Origin of the sequence: Kribbella voronezhensis, from assembly GCF_004365175.1 — a bacterium.
Taxonomy (GTDB): domain Bacteria; phylum Actinomycetota; class Actinomycetes; order Propionibacteriales; family Kribbellaceae; genus Kribbella; species Kribbella voronezhensis.
In genome coordinates this window covers 419,049-435,317 of the sequence record NZ_SOCE01000001.1, presented here as the reverse complement: position 1 = coordinate 435,317, position 16,269 = coordinate 419,049, and the positions used below count along the sequence as shown (strand labels likewise).

Genomic DNA, 16,269 nt, shown 5'->3' with positions numbered 1-16,269 from the left:
ATCGGTGTACTTAGCTTGCACTCCGAGCGAGGGCCGGATACGTTAAGTACACAGTTTGGTTTATATAAGCACCGAGCTGTTCCGGATACCCCTCAACTCAACGGAGTGATCGTGGGAAAGCTCGATGGCAAGGTCGCGGTGATCACCGGCGGATCCACCGGCATGGCACTGGCCGGAGCCCAGCTGTTCGTCGAGGAAGGAGCACATGTCTTCATCCAGGCACGGCGGCAGGAGGCCCTGGACGACGCCGTGAAGCTGATCGGCCGCAACGTCACCGCCGTTCAGGGGGACGCGGCCGATCTGGACGATCTGGACCGCTTGTACGACACCGTCAAGCAGGAGATGGGCTCGATCGACGTACTGTGGGCCAGCGCCGGGATGGGCGAACCCGGCGTCCTCGGCGAGATCACCGAGGAACAGTTCGACCGCGCCTTCTCGCTCAATGTGCGCGGCACCCTGTTCACCGTGCAGAAGGCGTTGCCGCTGATCAACGACAACGGCTCGATCTTCATGACCGGATCCAGCGCCTCCCTCGGCGCCTACCCCGGCTGGAGCCTCTACGCGGGAAGCAAGGCAGTCCAGCAGGCCTGGGCTCGCGTCTGGCTCAACGAACTGCGCGACCGCAACATCCGGGTCAACGTTCTGACCCCCGGCCAGGTCGCCACCGCCAAACAGGAAGAACTGTTCGACGAGGCAACCAAGGCCGCCTTCGAGTCCCTCATTCCGCGCGGAAAGATGGGCCGCCCCGAAGAAATCGCCACCGTCGCCCTGTTCCTCGCCTCCGACGATTCCAGCTACGTCAACGGCCTGGAACTGGTCGCCGACGGCGGTACCACGGCCATCTGACCCACTCCCTCGAACAAGAAGAGAGCACACGCATGAGCAGCATCACCCTCATCGGTACGGGGAACATGGCCCGCACCATCGGCACGCTCGCGGTAGCGGGCGGCAACACCGTCGAGGTCATGGGACGCGATCAGTCCAAGGCCGATAACCTGGCCAACGCTCTGGGCGGCGGCGCGACGACAGGGGAGTGGGGCGCGGTCCCAGTCGGGGACATCGTCATCACGGCCCTGTTGTACGACGGTGTCGTTCCGGTCGTCGCGAAGTACGGAGAGGCCCTCGCAGGCAAGGTGATCGTCGACATCAGCAACCCCTTCAACGCCACGTTCGACGGACTCGCCCACAGCGAGGAGACCTCGGTCGCCCAGGAAGTCGCCAAGGTCGCCCCGGCCGGCACCAGCGTGGTGAAGGCGTTCAACACCATCTTCCGCAACGTCCTGGAGAAGGGCCGACCCAACGTCTTCCTCGCCGGCGACGACGCCCAGGCGAAGACGACCGTGGCGACATTCATCGAAAGCCTCGGCCTACGCCCGCTCGACGTCGGCAGCCTGAAGATGGCGCACTGGCTCGAAGGAATGGGCCTGGTCACGGTAGGCCTCGCCGGCAACGGCGTCGGCCACTGGGACTTCGCCCTCGGCGTCAACGAATTCATCAACTAAGCGCGCGCGAGAGTTGGAGGGGGCGAATAGGCGTGGTGTTCCAAGGACGTGGGGTGCCTTCGTTCAGCGGGCGACGGAGGCCGCGTGGGGTGCGCGGGATAGGACGGCGCGAGGCTGGGGCCCGAACAGGCGTGGTGTTCTAACGACGTGGGTTGCTTTTGTTCAGCGGGCGACGGAGGAGCTCGCGTTCGGGGTGGGTGGGAGCTCAGCGTCGAGTGAGTGACGTAGGAGCGAGCGAGGCCGCCTGCGTGGGGTGCGCGCGATCGGACGGCGCGAGGCTGGAGATTGAGCAAGCCTGGTGTTCCAACGACGTGGGTTGGTTTGTTCAGCGGGCGACGGAGGAGCTCGCGTTGAGGGTGGGTGGGAGCTCAGCACCGGCTGAGCGACGTAGGAGTGAGCGTGGTGCCGGCGTGGGGGACCTCGCGAGAGAATGACATCCTTGGGCGGACAGGACGAGGAAGGGTGTGGATGGTCAAGGTTGGGGTGTTGGGGGCCAAGGGGAAGATGGGGTCCCAGGTTTGTCTGACGGTCGAGCGGACCGACGGGCTCGAACTGGTGGCCGCGCTTGACCAGGGTGACGACCTGGAGCAGTTGGCCAAGGCCGGTGCTCAGGTGGTGGTGGATTTCACCCGCCCCGAGGTGGTGATGGACAACCTCAAATGGTGCATCGAGCACGGGATTCACGCGGTGGTCGGCACGACCGGGTTCGACGCGGAGCGGCTCGACACCCTGCGCGCGCAGCTCGCCGCGAGCCCTGACACCGGCGTACTGGTTGCAGCCAACTTCTCCATCGGTGCCGTCCTGATGATGCAGTTCGCCGCGAAGGCCGCGAAGTACTACGAGTCGGTCGAGATCATCGAGCTGCACCACCCGAACAAGGTCGACGCACCGTCCGGTACTGCGCGGCGCACGGCGGAGCTGATCGCCGCTGCCCGGCAGGAGGCCGATGCGGCGCCGATCCCCGATGCGACCACGACGGCCCTCGACGGTGCGCGCGGTGCCGAGGTCGAAGGGATCCGCGTGCACGGGATCCGGTTGCGCGGGCTGATCGCGCACCAGGAGGTGCTGTTCGGCGATGTCGGCGAGACGCTGACGATCCGGCACGACTCGATGGATCGGGAGTCGTTCATGGCCGGCGTCGTGGTCGGGATCCGGCGGGTCGTCGACACTCCTGGCCTGACCGTCGGCCTCGAGAACTTCCTCGACCTGGACTGATGACGACCAGAGGACGCGCGTGACAGCGAAGCGGGCCGTGGTGGTGATCGCGGTCGTGTTCATCGCGTACGCCGTACTGCTCGGCTGGCGCGGCGTGTTGCTGATCGGCACCGGTGACCCGGTCGCGATCGGGCTGGGGATCGCTGTGCTGGTGATCCCGCTGCTCGGCCTGTATCTGGTCTGGCGGGAGATCCAGTTCGGCCGCCGGACCGAGGCGCTCGCGCGCGAACTGGCCGAAGCAGGCGAGTTGCCGGTGGACGACCTGCCCCGGCGCCCGTCGGGCCGGGTCGAGCGGGCCGCGGCCGACGCCGCCTTCACGCAGTACAAGGAAGAGGCCGAGGCGGCGCCGGAGGACTGGCGGGTGTGGTTCCGGCTCTCCACGGCGTACGACGCGGCCGGTGACCGTAAGCGGGCGCGGTCCTCCATGCGGACGGCGATCGCCCACCACGACCGGGCCTGATTCCGGAGAGTTTGCTGTGAGTTGGCTGGGAACGACCGGTTCAGCCTGACAACCCGGTCGGGAACGGGATACCTTCGGATCAGCGTGGCGACCGCCACGTCGACAGGTCGGAGACTGGGTGGGCCGTCCTTTGCCATCAGACGGGTCTCGCCGCGGCTCGGACGACGCGCAGGGCACTGGCTTCGGTGACTTGCTCCGACGGCACCGGCGAGACGCCGGACTGTCCCAGGAGAAGCTGGCGGAGTTGGCCGGCCTCAGCGTCGACGCGATCGCGGCGTTGGAGCGGGGACGCCGTCGTGCGCCCAGGCCGCACACATTGCGGTTGCTGGGTGACGCACTGCGGCTGGGGGCGCCTGATCGCGCCCAGCTGACCGCTGCCGCCCGCCGCGACGCCGACACCACCCGCTCTGTACTGCGGCTGCCGCCGGTCGCTCCGAACGAGTTGATCGGCCGCTCGCAAGAGGTCGAAGAGGCTGCCCGGTTGATCAGCGAGCGCGCGACCCGGCTGCTCACCTTGAGCGGCCCTGCGGGCGTGGGCAAAACCCGGCTCGCGCTGGCCGTGGCCTCGCAGGTCGCGCATCGGTTCGAGGACGGCGTCTGCTGGGTCCCGCTGGCTCCCGTGCTGGAACCGGCCGCGGTGACACCCGCGATCGCCACCGCGATCGGGCTGCATCCGCTCGACGGCGCGCGGCTCACCGAGGAGATCGCGGAGCAGATCGGTCGGCGCAGCCTCTTGCTGGTGCTGGACAACTGCGTGCACGTCCTTGCCGGCGCTACCGGGGTCGTGTCGACGCTGCTGGAGTACTGCCCGAATCTGACGGTGCTCGCCACCAGCCGCGAGTTGATGCGAGTGCCCGGCGAGAGCGTGTACGTCGTACCGCCGCTGGCGTTGCCCACCGACGACGAGGACTCGGCCAGTTCGCCTGCGGTCCGGTTGTTCGTGGATCGGGCGACTGCCCGGGGCTGTCCGCCGACCGGGCAGCTCGATCAGGTCGCCCGCGTGGTCAGCCGGCTCGAAGGGATTCCGCTCGCCATCGAGCTCGCCGCCGCCCGGACGAACGTGCTGACCGTCGAGGAGCTCGCGGCCGAGCTGGACTCCTCCTTCGCGATCCTCGGCGGGGGTTCCAGCACAGGTGGTTCGCGGCAGGAGTCGTTGTTCGGAGCGATCGGCTGGAGTCACGCCCTGCTGACACCGTCCGAGCGGGACCTGTTCGCGAGGCTGTCGATCTTCGCGGGCGGGTGGAGTCTGAACGCGGCCGCGGCAGTGCTGTCCGGCCGGCTCGTGCCAGGGCCGCTGGAGCGTGCCACGGCACTCGACCTGACCAGCCGGCTGGTCGACAAGTCGTTGATCCGGGTGTCGCGCGATCGGGGCATCGCGCGGTACGACATGCTCGCCGTGATCCGGGAGTTCGCGGCGGGACAGCTGACCGTGGCCGGCACCGACGAGGAGACCGCACGGAACCACGCAGGCTTCTACATCGCGCTGGCCGAAGAGGCCGAAAGCCATCTCCGTGGGCCGAATCAGGGCGACTGGCTCGACCGACTCGACGGTGAGCTGGACAACCTGCGGGCGGCGATGGCGTGGGCATTTCGCACCGAGGCGATGACCGAGGCCGTCCGGCTCGCTGGTGGATTGTGGCTGTTCTGCTATCTCCGCGGCCACTACGCCGAAGGTGGCGAGTGGCTCGAGCGTGCGCTGAAGCTGGCCGACGCAGGCGGCCCCGAGCTTGCGCCGTACAAGGCAAAGGCTTGTCTTGGCGCGGGGATGCTGGCGTTCCTGCAGTGCGAGTACGACGCGGCGACCACGCGACTGGAGTCGGCCCTCGCGCAGTACAAGGCGCTGGACGACACAGCCGGTACTGCGCTGGTCATGCAGCGACTCGGGGGAGTGGCCCGCGAGCGCGGCGACTACGTGACCGCGGAGAACCTGCACTGCCAGAGCTACGACCTGTTCGAGAGTCTCGGGGACCGGTCGGGGATGTCGTGGGCGCACAACCAGCTCGGGTTCGTCGCGTGGTTGCGCGGCGATCTGGAGATCGCGGCCCGGCGCTGCAAGCGGGCGAGGGACAGCTTCCGCGTGCTCGGCGACGGCGAAGGGCTCGCATGGTCCTTGATCAGCCTCGGCACCATCGCGCAGTACGGCGGTGAGCTGGCTGAGGCCGAAGAGTTGCTGCAGGAGAGTTTGGCGCTGTCGCAGCGGCTCGGGTACCGCGAAGGTGTGGCCTGGTCGCTGAACCAACTGGGCATCGTCGAGCGGCGCCGCGGGCTGACCGAACGGGCCGTGCATTTCCTCGACGAAAGCCTTGCCGAGCATCGCGATCTCGGCGACAGGTGGCGGTCGGCGAGTGTGCTGGAAGAGCTCGCGACGGTCGCCCAGCAACGGAACCGGACGGAGTACGCGGCCTTCCTCCTCGGCGCGGCCGACGGTATCCGCGAGGTGATCGGGGCACCTGTGCCGGAGATCGAGAAAGCCGATCTGCAGGGCACCAAACAGGCCATCGAGCAGGCTCTCGATCGCCGCGCGTTCCGGGCCGCCTGGTCAGCAGGCCGCGCGGCTCCGCTCGCCGCCGTGGCCGATGGCTACCCGGGCCCGTCCGCCAGTCCGGACCGCTCCACCCGCCTGTGAAGTGCGAGCACAAATGGAGCCTCGCGAGGCACCACGACCTGGGGGATCGAAGGTACCCCGCGAGGGATCTGCGGGCGGGAGGCCCTGCGGCTTACGGGACCCGGCCGGCTGTGTCTCTGTCTGACCCCCCAGGCAGTCCCCCCACCCCACAGCCGGCCGAAGCCACGTCGGCGATGTTCCCCGGCCCACCGAGCCCTCCCGGTCGGTGTTTCGGTTCTCCCGCGCTGACTCAAGATTGGCTTGGTCACGCTCTGTCGCACAGGGACGCAACCCTGACATCGCCCTGACAACCGGGTGCTGACAACGAACGTCCCGCCGCGATATCGCCGAATGTGATGGCGTGTTCTCACTCCGTGCGGGAATTCGGCCGGAAATTGCCGCCGAATCCCGCCGGAATGGCGCGCTGGGTAGCCGGTGGATCAGCGTAGATATCCGGAAACCGCTTTCGTGAATCCGGCAATGCGCGTCAGCGGTGCGCGGGCGTTCACGGCATCGTCGTCGTTCGGGTCCGTCCCGCCCGACGACGGCGCGGGGATCCCCTCGCCGGCGCAGGTGGTGTCCCTGGCGGGCGCCTTGCCGGTGGCGAGGAACGTGTTCACGATCTTGTCGGCGCACTTGTTCACGCCGCCGTAGATGCCGTGGTCGCCCTCGCCGGTGATGGTGACGAGCCGCGAACCGGCGTACCGGCTGTGGGCCGCCGCGGCCAGCGAGAAGTTGGTCGCCGGGTCGTGCACCGACTGCACCATCAGCGTTGTCGGCAAGCCTTTACCAGTAGGGATGCGCAGGTCGAGATTGGGGCGGTCCCAGAACGCGCAGGGGTTCTCGCTCATCGACCAGCCGAGCAGCGGGTAGCGCGGGCCGAGGCGAGCCGACAGCACCTCGCCGTACTCGCGGCCCTGCGGCCATTCCGTGTCGTTGCACGTGACGGCGGTGAAGGTCGCGTTCTCCGCGTCGTCGGCGAAAGGCCGGCCGAAGGGCGTGATGCCGACCGTACGCCGGGTCGCTCGCTGGACGAGTTCTTGCTGGCGCGCCAACGGGAGTTCGTCGACCTTTCGCTGCGCCGCCCGGGCGCCGCTTTTGCTCTGTGCCTCGGAAAGGCCGCGCAGGAATGCCAGATCAATCGCCAGCGAATGGAAATCCACCTTTGTATACAGGTCGCCGGTGACGATATTGTCCAGCGTGTTCTGGTCGTAGCTGATCTTCACCGACCCGTCCATGAACTCCTCGACCGCGGGCTCCTTCTTCAGCGCGGCCCGCAGTCGTTCGTACGTCCTGATCACCAAGCGTGGCGAGTCACCGAGTTTCAGTTGAGCGTCGTACTTCGCGGCCCAGGGTGCGAAGTCCTCGCGGAACCGGCGCTCGAACGCCTGCGGCTGGGCGATGAACGTGTTCAGCCACGGCCCGGTGAAGTCGGTGTTCGAGTCGAGCACGAACCGGCCGACGTGGGTGGGGTAGTAGGTCTGGTAGTACGCGCCCAGCCAGGTGCCGGCGGAGTACCCGACGTAGTCGATCTTGTCGTAGCCGAGGAGCTGCCGGATCAGGTCCATGTCCTGCACGGTCTGGACCGTGTTCACGAACGGGAGCAGACCGCGGGACTGGCCCTCGCAGTACGGAAGGGTCAGTTGCGACGCCTCCGCGATGAGGTCGAGGTTCCACGGGTCGCGGTCGCGGGCGTCCATCGTGAAGCCGGGGGCGCCCTGGCAGGTGACGTTCGCGCTGTCGCCGGTGCCGCGCGGGTCGAAGCCGATCGCGAGGTGGTCCTTGGTGAGTGCCTTCTGACTGGCCAGGTACGGCGCCATGCCGAGTCCCGCGCCACCCGGGCCGCCGGGATTGCCGAACACGACGCGACCGGCCCTGCCCTTCGCCGGGCCGCCGGCCTTGCTGATCGCGAGCTGGATGTCGACGTGCCGCGCCTGGTCCGACCAGTCGCGGGGGACGACGATCTTGGCGCAGGACGTCTTCAGCTCCGGATCACCGCACATCCGCCAGGCCGGCTTCTGGTCCAGATATCGCTGGGCGATCCGGTTCGGGCCGGTCTGTACGGCGGCCGCCTGCTGCTGCGATGCCGTCGCGCTCGATCCGGGGACCACCAGCAGCGCGGTCGCGGAGAGGGCGGAGATACCGAGGCCGGCGGCCAGGGTACGGAACTTCATACATTCTCCAGGGATGGCCAAGCGTGTTCGGACCGTCGCAATCTGTCATGTCAGCTGTGCGCGGTCGAGCACCACCCCCGGCCCGGCGTCCGATCATCCGCCTGCTAAGGGGCTGCCGGTCTGAGGCGCGCAGAGCTGGGCGTGCAGCGTCTCGTAGGTCCAGGCCTGCCATTGCTGCGGTGTCCAGCCGCGCTCGCTGACGAAGAGCAGATAGAGCTCGGGGCTCAACAGGCCGAACAGGACGTCGGCGGCGTGCTCGACGGTGATGCCGGGATTGGCGCCGGGTTTGGACAGGAGACTCTTCGCCGCGGCCGTTTGCACGGTGAGGCGTGGATTCTGCTCGTCCGGCCAGAGCTTGGCGATCCCGGTATCGGTGGCTGCGGCTGCCTCGACCATCTTCATGATCGGTGCGACGCGGTCCAGTACTTCGCGAGTGCCTTCGAGGTGCGCCTCGAGATGCGCGGCGGCGGAGTCGGTGGCGAGTGCCTGCTGGAACCAGGGCCGGTCGAGTGTCGCGACCGGCTCGTCGTCGCCGGCGATCGTGCGGTCGACTACCTCTTTCAGCACGGACTGCTTGTTGCCGAAGCCGTAGTAGATGGTCTGCACGGCGACCTCCGCCTGATCGGCGATGTCCTGCAACGAGGTCGCGCCGTACCCGTTCCGGACGAACAGCTCGCCGGCCGCGTCGAGGATCCGGGCGCGGGTCAGCTGGGCCTTCGCCGCCCGCCCGTCCGGCTTCTTTGTCTCGGGAAGCTTCTTGACCGGGTTCATCTTTGTAGTATATCTCTAGAGTCAGTCACTAGAGTTCAACTACAAGGAGTTTGGGATGACCATTCTGCGATTGACCCGGTTCGGCCTGGATGCGGGACGGGTGGACGAGATGCTCGCCACCCGCGCCGTGTTGATCGACGCCGTGCGCGCCAAGGTGCCGGGGTTGACGGAGACGCGGCTGGCACGGGTGGACGACGAGACGTGGCTGGATCTGTGGACGTGGGAGTCGGCGGAAGCACTGGCTGCCGCCGTCGCCGTCGCCCCGACGATGCCTGAAGCGGGCGCAGCGTTCGCGATGATCCGCGACGCGACGGAGGAGCGCCTGGACCTCGTCGACGAACGCTGACCGGCCTGGTCTGCCGCCGCCGGTCGACAGCACCGGCGGCGGCAGGCGGTTGTCGGCCGGTGCGATGCGCGCCGATCCGCGAGCGGTCTAGGCCGGTGTGGTTTAGTAGCCGCCGATGGGGGCTGAGTCGTCGGAGAGGTGCAGCATGTCGTACCTGGGCAACAATCAGCCCCCACCGTATGGCGAACCCCTTCAGGGCGGTCCGCCGTCGGTCTACTCGGCGGAACCGGGTAAGAGGCGCGGGGTGGTTCTGGCAGTGGTCGGGGTGGCCGTGGCGGTTGGGCTGGCGGCCTTCGTCGGGCTGAGTCGCGTCGGGGTCATCGACAGTGGGCCGTTCGCGCGGAAGGTGCCGTCCGTGCTGCCGCCGAGCATCATGCCGGCGCAGGCGGGTGGGCTGTATCGGCTGGATGACGATGCGGCGACGTACAAGCCGGACGGCGCCAAGTTCGACTGGGCCGTCGCCTGGTACTACTCGCCGAAGCCGCCGGGGGAGCGCGCTTTCGACACGCCGGTCTACGTCGTCACGATCTATGGCCCGTTGAAGAAGGCGAAGGACGCGATCCCGACTCGCAAGAACATCGTGCCGGTCGGCGCCGGTGTCTGCGCTGACGGAGACATGGCGGGACCGATCCGCGAGTGCGCTGTGCAGCGCGGCAGCATCGTCGCCACCGTGGTGGAGTACATCGGAACGGCCGGGCGCGTCTCCACCGACGACGGACTGGTCGGCTACGCGACAGCCTTCGCCGACACGCTCTCCTGATCTGCGCCACGCTGTCCGGGAGGTGGTGTGGCGGTCTAGGCCGGTGTGGTTTAGTAGCCGCCGATGGGGGAGTCGAGCCGTCGGAGAGGTGCAGCATGTCTTACCCGGGCAACAACCAGCCGCCGCCGTACGGCCAACCCCCACAGGGCTACCCACCGCAACAGGGCTACCCGCCGCCCCAGCAAGGATTCCCTGCGCAGCAAGGAGTCCCCACGCAGCAAGGGATGCCAGGGATGCCGCCGCAGGGAGTCCCGCCGCAGCAGGGGGTGCCGCCGCAGGGGTTCCCGCCGCAGCAAGGGGTGCAGCCGTACGGGGGAGGGCCTGGGCAACCGCAGTACGGCGGGCCGCAGTACGGGGTGCCGCAGCGGAAGGGGAAGAGCGGTGGGGTGGCGCTGGCGTTGGTCGGGGTCGCCGTCGTGGTGGTGTTGGTGGCTGTTGTCGTGCTGAGTCGGGTCGGTGTGATCGACGGTGGGCCGTTCGCGAAGGGGGTGCCGTCGGTGCCGCCGCCGAGTGAGTTCCCGGCGACCAGTGCCGGGCTGTATCGCTTGGACAACGGGGATCCGGCGACCTTCAAGGTCGGCGGCGCGAAGTACGACTGGGTGGTGGCGAAGTATTACGCCACCAAGCCGCTGGCGGAGCTCGACAACAAGACGCCGGTGTACGTCGCGACCGTGTACGGCCCGCTGGCCAAGGCGAAGGACGCGATCACCACCCGCAACAACCTCACCAAGGTCGGCAGCGGATGGTGTGGCGACGGCAGCCCGAGTGCACCGGTGCGCGTCTGCGCCGTCCAGCGCGGCAGCATCGTCGTCACCTTCACCGAAAGCATCAAACCCACCGGCCGCACCGCCACCGACGAGGACCTGATCATCTACGCGACCGGCCTCGCCGTCGACCTGTCCTGACAGTGGAAACTGTCTGCAGCCCGTCCTAAGGTCGGATCAGCTGAGACGGGTGGCGCGATGGCCGAACGGTCCGGGTTGTGGCGATGCCCGCGGTGTGCCCGGACCTTTGCCAACCGCAACCAGTCGCACACCTGCCGCCCGCTCGGCGATCTCGATGCGCACTTCAACGGCAAGGACCCGGCCGTGCGCGAGACCTTCGACCGCATCGTCGGCATCGTGCGCGAGCTCGGCCCGCTGGATGTCCTCGCCGAGAAGACCCGGATCGCACTGCACGCCCGGATGAGTTTCGCCGCCTTCATTCCGCGGATCCACTGGCTCGACGGTCACGTCGTTCTTGCGGAGAAGCTCGACAGCAAGCGGTTCACCAAGATCGAGGTCTACTCGCCGCACAACGTCCTGCACGCATTCCGCTTCCGCGATCCCGCGGAAGTCGACGCCGAGGTCATCGACTGGCTCACCCGCGCGTACGCCGTGGGCCGCCAACTCCATCGCCGCTGATTCCCGCGATCCTCAGCCGCTGATTTCAACGATCGTCAAAGCGGTTGCCGCAAAGCTCGTCGTGGTTGTTGGCTGGCTGCAGGGACAGTGAGGGGAAGCGGTAGGTGAAGATCAGGTTGACGGCCGGTGAGTTCCGGTACGTCGAGTACGGCGATGCGTCGGCTCCGGCGATGGTGTTGGTGCATGGGTCGCACACGGACGGGTCGACGTGGGCCGCCGTCGCGCCGGAGCTGGCTCGGTCGAGGCGGGTGATCGCGCTCGATCAACGCGGTCATGGCGGGAGCGTGCGCACTTCGTCGTACTCGTTCGAGCTGATGCGTGCGGATCTGCTCGAGTTCGTGGACGGGCTCGGGCTGGAGAAGTTCCTGCTGTGCGGGCATTCGATGGGCGGCACGGTCGCGGCACTTTTCGCCGAGAAGTACGCCGAGCGCTTGTCGGGGTTGATCCTCATCGACAGCCCGCCGCCCGATGGGCAGGGAGACTGGACCGTCCCGCCGAAGCCCGAGGAACAGCTCGGCTTCGATTGGGAGGTGGTGGTGGCGATCTTCGCCCAGCTGGCCGATCCCGATCCCGCATGGTGGGCCGAGCTTCCCGCGATCACCGTGCCTACCCTCGTTGTCGGTGGTGGTTCGACCAGCCCGGTTCCGCAGGAGTTGCTGGCGAAGGTCGTGGATCTCGTCCCCGATGCGAAGCTGACCACGATCGAGGGTGCCGGCCACGCCGTTCAACGCACGCGGCCGGCTGAGTTGCTCGCCGCCGTCCACGCCCGCTTCGGCGCTGACGGTCCCGGCGGCAACTGACGATTCCCGAGCCGGCTGTCGCGACCGGGGGCGGACGTTTCGCAGTACGGGAGGTCAGTCGAGCGGGATTCCCGTGCTGGTTCGGATGTGGTCGGGGAGGGTGTCGTGGGTGTCGCCGGTGGTGGGGGTGCCGGCTGGGTCGATGACGACGATGTCGGCGCCGGCGTCGGAGAACGGGCGGTGGTAGACGCCGCGCGGTACGACGAAAACCGTGCCTGGTGTCAGGGAGACGACGCGTTCGTCGGGGTCGCGGAGGGCGATGCTGAGTTCGCCTTCCAGGACGAGGAAGAACTCGTCGGTGGTTTCGTGCACATGCCAGATGTACGAGCCGGCCACGTGCGTGACGCGGACGTCGTAGTCGTTGATCCGCGCGGCGATCCGCGGACTCCACAGCTCGTCGAAGGTCTTCAGTACTGCGCGCAGGTCGATCGGTTCGTTGGTCACCTCCCCATCGTGGCGGGGTGCGTCACCAGGACGTGAGTGCTAGGAATAGCACATGCCGCAAGAATCCTCGCAGCACAAGGTCGTCGCGATCGTCGACGAGGGATCGAACCCGTTCGAGCTCGGCGTGGCGACCGAACTCTTCGGCCTGCGCCGCCCCGAACTCGACCGCCCCTGGTACGACTTCGCCCTCTGTACGCCGGGTGGCGCGACCCGGATGCATTCGGGCTTCTTCACGCTCACCGACGTTGCAGGCATCGACGCGGTCGACGACGCCGACACGGTGATCGTGCCGAACCGCCCCGATCCCGAGGTGCCCCCGACCGACGAGGTTCTGATCGCCGTACGCCGGGCTGCCGCGCGCGGGGCTCGGCTGGTCAGCTTCTGCACGGGTGCGTTCACCCTGGCGGCGGCGGGAGTTCTCGATGGGCGGCGAGCGACGACGCATTGGCGGTGGGCCGGGTTGTTCGAGCGGCTGTTCCCGGCGGTGAAGCTGGAGCCGGACGTCCTGTTCGTTGACGACGGCAACGTTCTGACGGCGGCGGGGAGTGCGGCCGCGCTGGATCTCGGCCTGCACCTCATCCGGCGCGACCATGGTGCCGAGGTGGCGAACGTGGTCAGCCGCCGGCTCGTCTACACCGCTCATCGCGAGGGCGGTCAGCGGCAGTTCATCGACCGGCCGGTGCCGGTGGTCGCCGACACGTCGCTCGCGCCGCTGCTCGCATGGATCCGCAGCGAACTGGCGAGTCCACTCACCGTGGGCGACATCGCGGAGCATGCGGCGATGAGTCAGGCCACCTTGCACCGCCGCTTCCAGGCGGAGCTCGGGACGACGCCGTTGGCGTGGCTGACAAGCGAAAGGGTCGCTCTCGCCTGCAGGCTGCTGGAGGCAGGCGAGGTCCGCCTCGATGCGGTCGCCCGCCAGACCGGCCTGGGCACGGCCACCAACCTCCGCACCCAACTCCGCCGCCGTACCGGCCTCCCACCCAGCGAGTACCGCCGCCGCTTCGCCCTCACCTCACCCCGGTCCTGACCAACACGACCCGACGGACAGGAGGTAGCAGCTCGCACCTAGTGCACTCGAGCGCACTCCGACACCATGTACGGCGTACGCGCTGTGCACTACCTGTCCGTCGGGACGCCCAACCCAAGAGATGCCTACCCCGAGGCGGGGCGGGTGGTCGAGGCGAAGGTCAGCCGACGGAGCCGGCCAGGACGGCGAGGGTGTGGCGGATCCCGGTGACTACTGCGGGTGCCGAGACCAGGCCGTCGGCGTCGACCGACTGGCGGGTCATCGGAAGGCGGGCGCAGGCCTCCTCGACGATGCTCGCGTTGAGGTAGCCGAGGACCTTGCGGAGGGAGTCGTGGGCGTCGGCTCCGCCGGTGGGGGCGGCGACTGATGACACGTTGATCCAGGCGACGGGCTTGCGGTCCATGCCGGTGCCGCCGACGGTCCAATCGAGGAGATTCTTGAAACTCCCGGGCAGCGCGCCGGCGTACTCGGGGGTGCAGAACAGGATCGCGTCGGCCGCCTCGACCTGTTCCCGCAGCCGGGTCACTGCCGGGTGCAAGGGTTCTCGGTCGTCGTCGGGGTTGAACGCCGGCAGGGCCGACAGTTCGCCGTACAAGGTCGTTTCGACGGTGGCGAGTTGCTGCGCCGTTCGCAGTACGGCGGTGTTGGTCGAGGCGGCGCGGGTGCTACCCGAGATCAGGAGAAGGTGCATCGCTGGACCGTAAAGCTTCCCCTAGGGGGCAAGGTCAAGCTCCGTGCGCTCGCTCGGGTCGGTGTGCAGGCGGACCTGCTTGACGCGGGTGGTGCCGTCGCCGTACAGGTCGAGTTCGCGGCTGGCGCCGTCGGGAGCCCAGCCGGAGTCGGTGTAGAAGGCGCGGAGGACGTCGTCGGTGGAGTTGACCCAGACGGTGACGCGGCTGAAGCCGTCGGCGCGGATCGTGTCGACGACCGCGTTCAGCAGGCGGGAGCCGTGGCCGGCGCGGGTCGCTTCGGGGTCGACCGCCAGTTCGGCGACGAGAGCGTCGTTGCGCGGGTCCGCATCCGGGTCGTCCGAGGCGGTGATCGCGGCGAAGCCGACCAAGGTGCGACCTGACAGCGCCACCATCACCCGGTTGCGCGCTTCGCCCGGTACGAGCAGGGCGGCCCGCCACTGAGCGGCGAACTGGGCGGGGTCGAGGTCTGCCAGTACGTCGGCCGGCAGCAGATCCTCGTACGCCCGGCGCCACGCGGCGACCTGGATCTGCCCGATCGCGTCCGCTTCGGCCGGCAGCGCCAACCGCACACTCGACTCGGCGATCGGGTCTTCGGTGGCGCCCATCGACGACAGGTGGTCGGGTTCCGGTACGCCGAAGTCGTCGCTCATACCGCCCATCCTTTCAAATGCCGCTCGGCAGGACACCCGTCGGGGAGGTGTCCTGCCGAGCGGCGGCTCCAGGAATCGGCCGGTGGGATCAGTAGGTCAGTCGCCGCAGCAGGGTCTCGGCGGGACCACGGTAGTTGTGCATCTTCATCTGGTAGGCGGCGATCACCGAGATCGTCCAGACCGCGATCGCCGCGCCCGCCGCGGTGAAGGCGGTGTTGCCGAGCCGGTCGCCGAGGTTGAGCGTGAACGGCGCCAGCAGCACCATCCAGGACACCGACTGGAACAGGTACCCCGTCATCGAGCGCTGTCCGAGGGCGGAGATCGCGACCACCGGCTTGCTCAACGGCTGCCGGCGAGTCATCAGCTTGTCGACCAGCAGGGCCCACAGCGCGACGTACCCAGGTCCGCCGAACTGACCGCTGATGTTGTGCAGGAAGTTCATCGAGCTGAGCGCGGCGTCGTCGACCTTCAGCCATCCGGCGGCGACCAGAGCGAGCGGCAGGGCACCGAGTACGACGATGCTCATGCAGACGGCGGCGACGCGGGTCAGCAGTGCCCGGTGTGCCTGCGGGTTCTCCAGCAGTTGCTTGCGTGCGGCCCACATGCCGAGCCAGACGATCACCACGAAGCCGAGCACGTACGCCGTGTGCGCGGGCCACTCGTGCAGCCGGTCGACCATGCTGGCGAAGTAGCTGGTCGCGCCCAGCGACGGGTTCGGGTCGTTCGTCATGCCGTGCGCAGGACCAGACGAGCCAACGACGGCCAGTGCGGTCATGACGGCTACGACGATCGTGTAGACGACCTGGGCGCCCCAGATCCACAGCACGATCTTGTGGAACCTGTCGCCCCGGTTGAGGAGGAGAAGCGTGCAGAGCACGCCGACGATGCCGTAGGCGCCGAGAAAGTCACCGAAGTACAGCAGTGTCGCGTGGACGAGTCCGAAGGCGACCAGCCAGCTGTTGCGCTTCAGCAGGATCTTCCGTACTGCGCCGGGTGTCGCACCCGAGTTCCGCTGGCGCCGGGCCAGCTGGACCAGGCCGTAGCCGAACATCACCGCGAACACCGGGTAGGCCCTGGCGTCGACGAGGGTGATCTTGACGAAGTTGAGGATCCGCTCGAGGCCGTGCGGATTTCCGTTCAGGCCGGGGCTGCCGGCGAAGGCGAAGTTGGCGGCGTTGGCGAGCCCGATCATCAGCAGCATCGCGCCGCGGATCAGGTCGGGCGCCAGCGCCCGCTCGGCGCCGCGGACCGGACCACGATGGTCGGGCGCGGCCGGGGCTGAGGTGGCGAGCTGCGTCACGGGAGTTCCTTCCGGGAAACTGTGTCGGGCTTGAGCTGTTACTGAAGATCCTGCCGGTGCCCGCTGTCGGGCCCCAGCGGCCTGAGCCCCCACTCGCGGTGGTGCTAGCACCACCAG

The 16,269-nt window shown here is 68.2% G+C and carries 17 protein-coding genes; 11 read left to right on the top strand and 6 right to left on the bottom strand.

Going from position 1 to position 16,269, the window contains the following annotated elements; translation table 11 throughout:
• The first annotated feature begins 111 nt into the window (after positions 1-111).
• The 5 genes from EV138_RS01980 (at position 112) to EV138_RS01960 (ending at position 5,803) form a co-directional block, all read left to right on the top strand.
• Entirely contained in the window at positions 112-846 is a 735-nt protein-coding gene (locus EV138_RS01980; protein WP_133976752.1) for an SDR family NAD(P)-dependent oxidoreductase, read from the top strand.
• A 32-nt stretch (positions 847-878) separates the two neighbouring features.
• Positions 879-1,502 carry an NADPH-dependent F420 reductase gene (locus EV138_RS01975; protein WP_133976751.1) on the top strand — a complete coding sequence of 208 codons (624 nt, stop codon included), beginning with the start codon at positions 879-881 and terminating at the stop codon, positions 1,500-1,502.
• 468 nt (positions 1,503-1,970) lie between these two features.
• Positions 1,971-2,717 carry a 4-hydroxy-tetrahydrodipicolinate reductase gene (dapB, locus tag EV138_RS01970; RefSeq protein ID WP_202866595.1) on the top strand — a complete coding sequence of 249 codons (747 nt, stop codon included), beginning with the start codon at positions 1,971-1,973 and terminating at the stop codon, positions 2,715-2,717.
• 19 nt (positions 2,718-2,736) lie between these two features.
• Positions 2,737-3,177 (top strand): hypothetical protein, encoded by a 441-nt coding sequence (locus tag EV138_RS01965; RefSeq protein WP_133976749.1) that lies wholly within the window; start codon positions 2,737-2,739, stop codon positions 3,175-3,177.
• Positions 3,178-3,367: 190 nt separating this feature from the next.
• Positions 3,368-5,803 (top strand): ATP-binding protein, encoded by a 2,436-nt coding sequence (locus EV138_RS01960; RefSeq protein ID WP_238157908.1) that lies wholly within the window; start codon positions 3,368-3,370, stop codon positions 5,801-5,803.
• Positions 5,804-6,222: 419 nt separating this feature from the next.
• On the opposite strand, the gene EV138_RS01955 is transcribed toward EV138_RS01960, so the two are convergent.
• Both EV138_RS01955 and EV138_RS01950 read right to left on the bottom strand, forming a co-directional pair.
• Entirely contained in the window at positions 6,223-7,956 is a 1,734-nt protein-coding gene (locus tag EV138_RS01955) for an alpha/beta hydrolase (protein ID WP_133976748.1), read from the bottom strand.
• A gap of 93 nt (positions 7,957-8,049) precedes the next feature.
• Entirely contained in the window at positions 8,050-8,727 is a 678-nt protein-coding gene (locus tag EV138_RS01950) for a TetR/AcrR family transcriptional regulator (protein WP_133976747.1), read from the bottom strand.
• Positions 8,728-8,782: 55 nt separating this feature from the next.
• Here EV138_RS01950 and EV138_RS01945 point away from each other — a divergent pair, with 55 nt between their 5' ends.
• The 5 genes from EV138_RS01945 to EV138_RS01925 all read left to right on the top strand — a co-directional run bounded on the left by EV138_RS01945 (position 8,783) and on the right by EV138_RS01925 (position 12,036).
• Complete coding sequence (locus EV138_RS01945; protein ID WP_133976746.1) at positions 8,783-9,073, top strand: hypothetical protein; 291 nt, start codon at positions 8,783-8,785, stop codon at positions 9,071-9,073.
• 244 nt (positions 9,074-9,317) lie between these two features.
• Positions 9,318-9,833 (top strand): hypothetical protein, encoded by a 516-nt coding sequence (locus EV138_RS01940; protein WP_133976745.1) that lies wholly within the window; start codon positions 9,318-9,320, stop codon positions 9,831-9,833.
• A 95-nt stretch (positions 9,834-9,928) separates the two neighbouring features.
• Positions 9,929-10,738 (top strand): hypothetical protein, encoded by an 810-nt coding sequence (locus tag EV138_RS01935; RefSeq protein ID WP_133976744.1) that lies wholly within the window; start codon positions 9,929-9,931, stop codon positions 10,736-10,738.
• 57 nt (positions 10,739-10,795) lie between these two features.
• Positions 10,796-11,236: a DUF5655 domain-containing protein gene (locus tag EV138_RS01930; RefSeq protein ID WP_133976743.1), complete on the top strand. Its 441-nt coding sequence runs from the start codon at positions 10,796-10,798 to the stop codon at positions 11,234-11,236.
• Between the two features lie 104 nt (positions 11,237-11,340).
• Positions 11,341-12,036 (top strand): alpha/beta fold hydrolase, encoded by a 696-nt coding sequence (locus tag EV138_RS01925; RefSeq protein ID WP_202866594.1) that lies wholly within the window; start codon positions 11,341-11,343, stop codon positions 12,034-12,036.
• Between the two features lie 54 nt (positions 12,037-12,090).
• On the opposite strand, the gene EV138_RS01920 is transcribed toward EV138_RS01925, so the two are convergent.
• Positions 12,091-12,480: a cupin domain-containing protein gene (locus EV138_RS01920; protein WP_133976742.1), complete on the bottom strand. Its 390-nt coding sequence runs from the start codon at positions 12,478-12,480 to the stop codon at positions 12,091-12,093.
• Between the two features lie 52 nt (positions 12,481-12,532).
• On the opposite strand from EV138_RS01920, the gene EV138_RS01915 reads away from it, so the two are divergent.
• Positions 12,533-13,510, top strand: coding sequence for a GlxA family transcriptional regulator (locus EV138_RS01915; RefSeq protein WP_133976741.1), 978 nt, complete (start codon positions 12,533-12,535; stop codon positions 13,508-13,510).
• Positions 13,511-13,670: 160 nt separating this feature from the next.
• Here EV138_RS01915 and EV138_RS01910 read toward each other — a convergent pair whose 3' ends face one another.
• From EV138_RS01910 to EV138_RS01900, 3 genes are all read right to left on the bottom strand, one after another.
• Positions 13,671-14,201, bottom strand: coding sequence for an NADPH-dependent FMN reductase (locus EV138_RS01910; protein WP_133976740.1), 531 nt, complete (start codon positions 14,199-14,201; stop codon positions 13,671-13,673).
• A 21-nt stretch (positions 14,202-14,222) separates the two neighbouring features.
• Complete coding sequence (locus EV138_RS01905; RefSeq protein ID WP_133976739.1) at positions 14,223-14,852, bottom strand: GNAT family N-acetyltransferase; 630 nt, start codon at positions 14,850-14,852, stop codon at positions 14,223-14,225.
• A gap of 88 nt (positions 14,853-14,940) precedes the next feature.
• On the bottom strand, positions 14,941-16,152 hold the full coding sequence (locus EV138_RS01900) for a DUF418 domain-containing protein (RefSeq protein WP_238157907.1): 1,212 nt from the start codon (positions 16,150-16,152) through the stop codon (positions 14,941-14,943).
• Between the last annotated feature and the right edge of the window lie 117 nt (positions 16,153-16,269).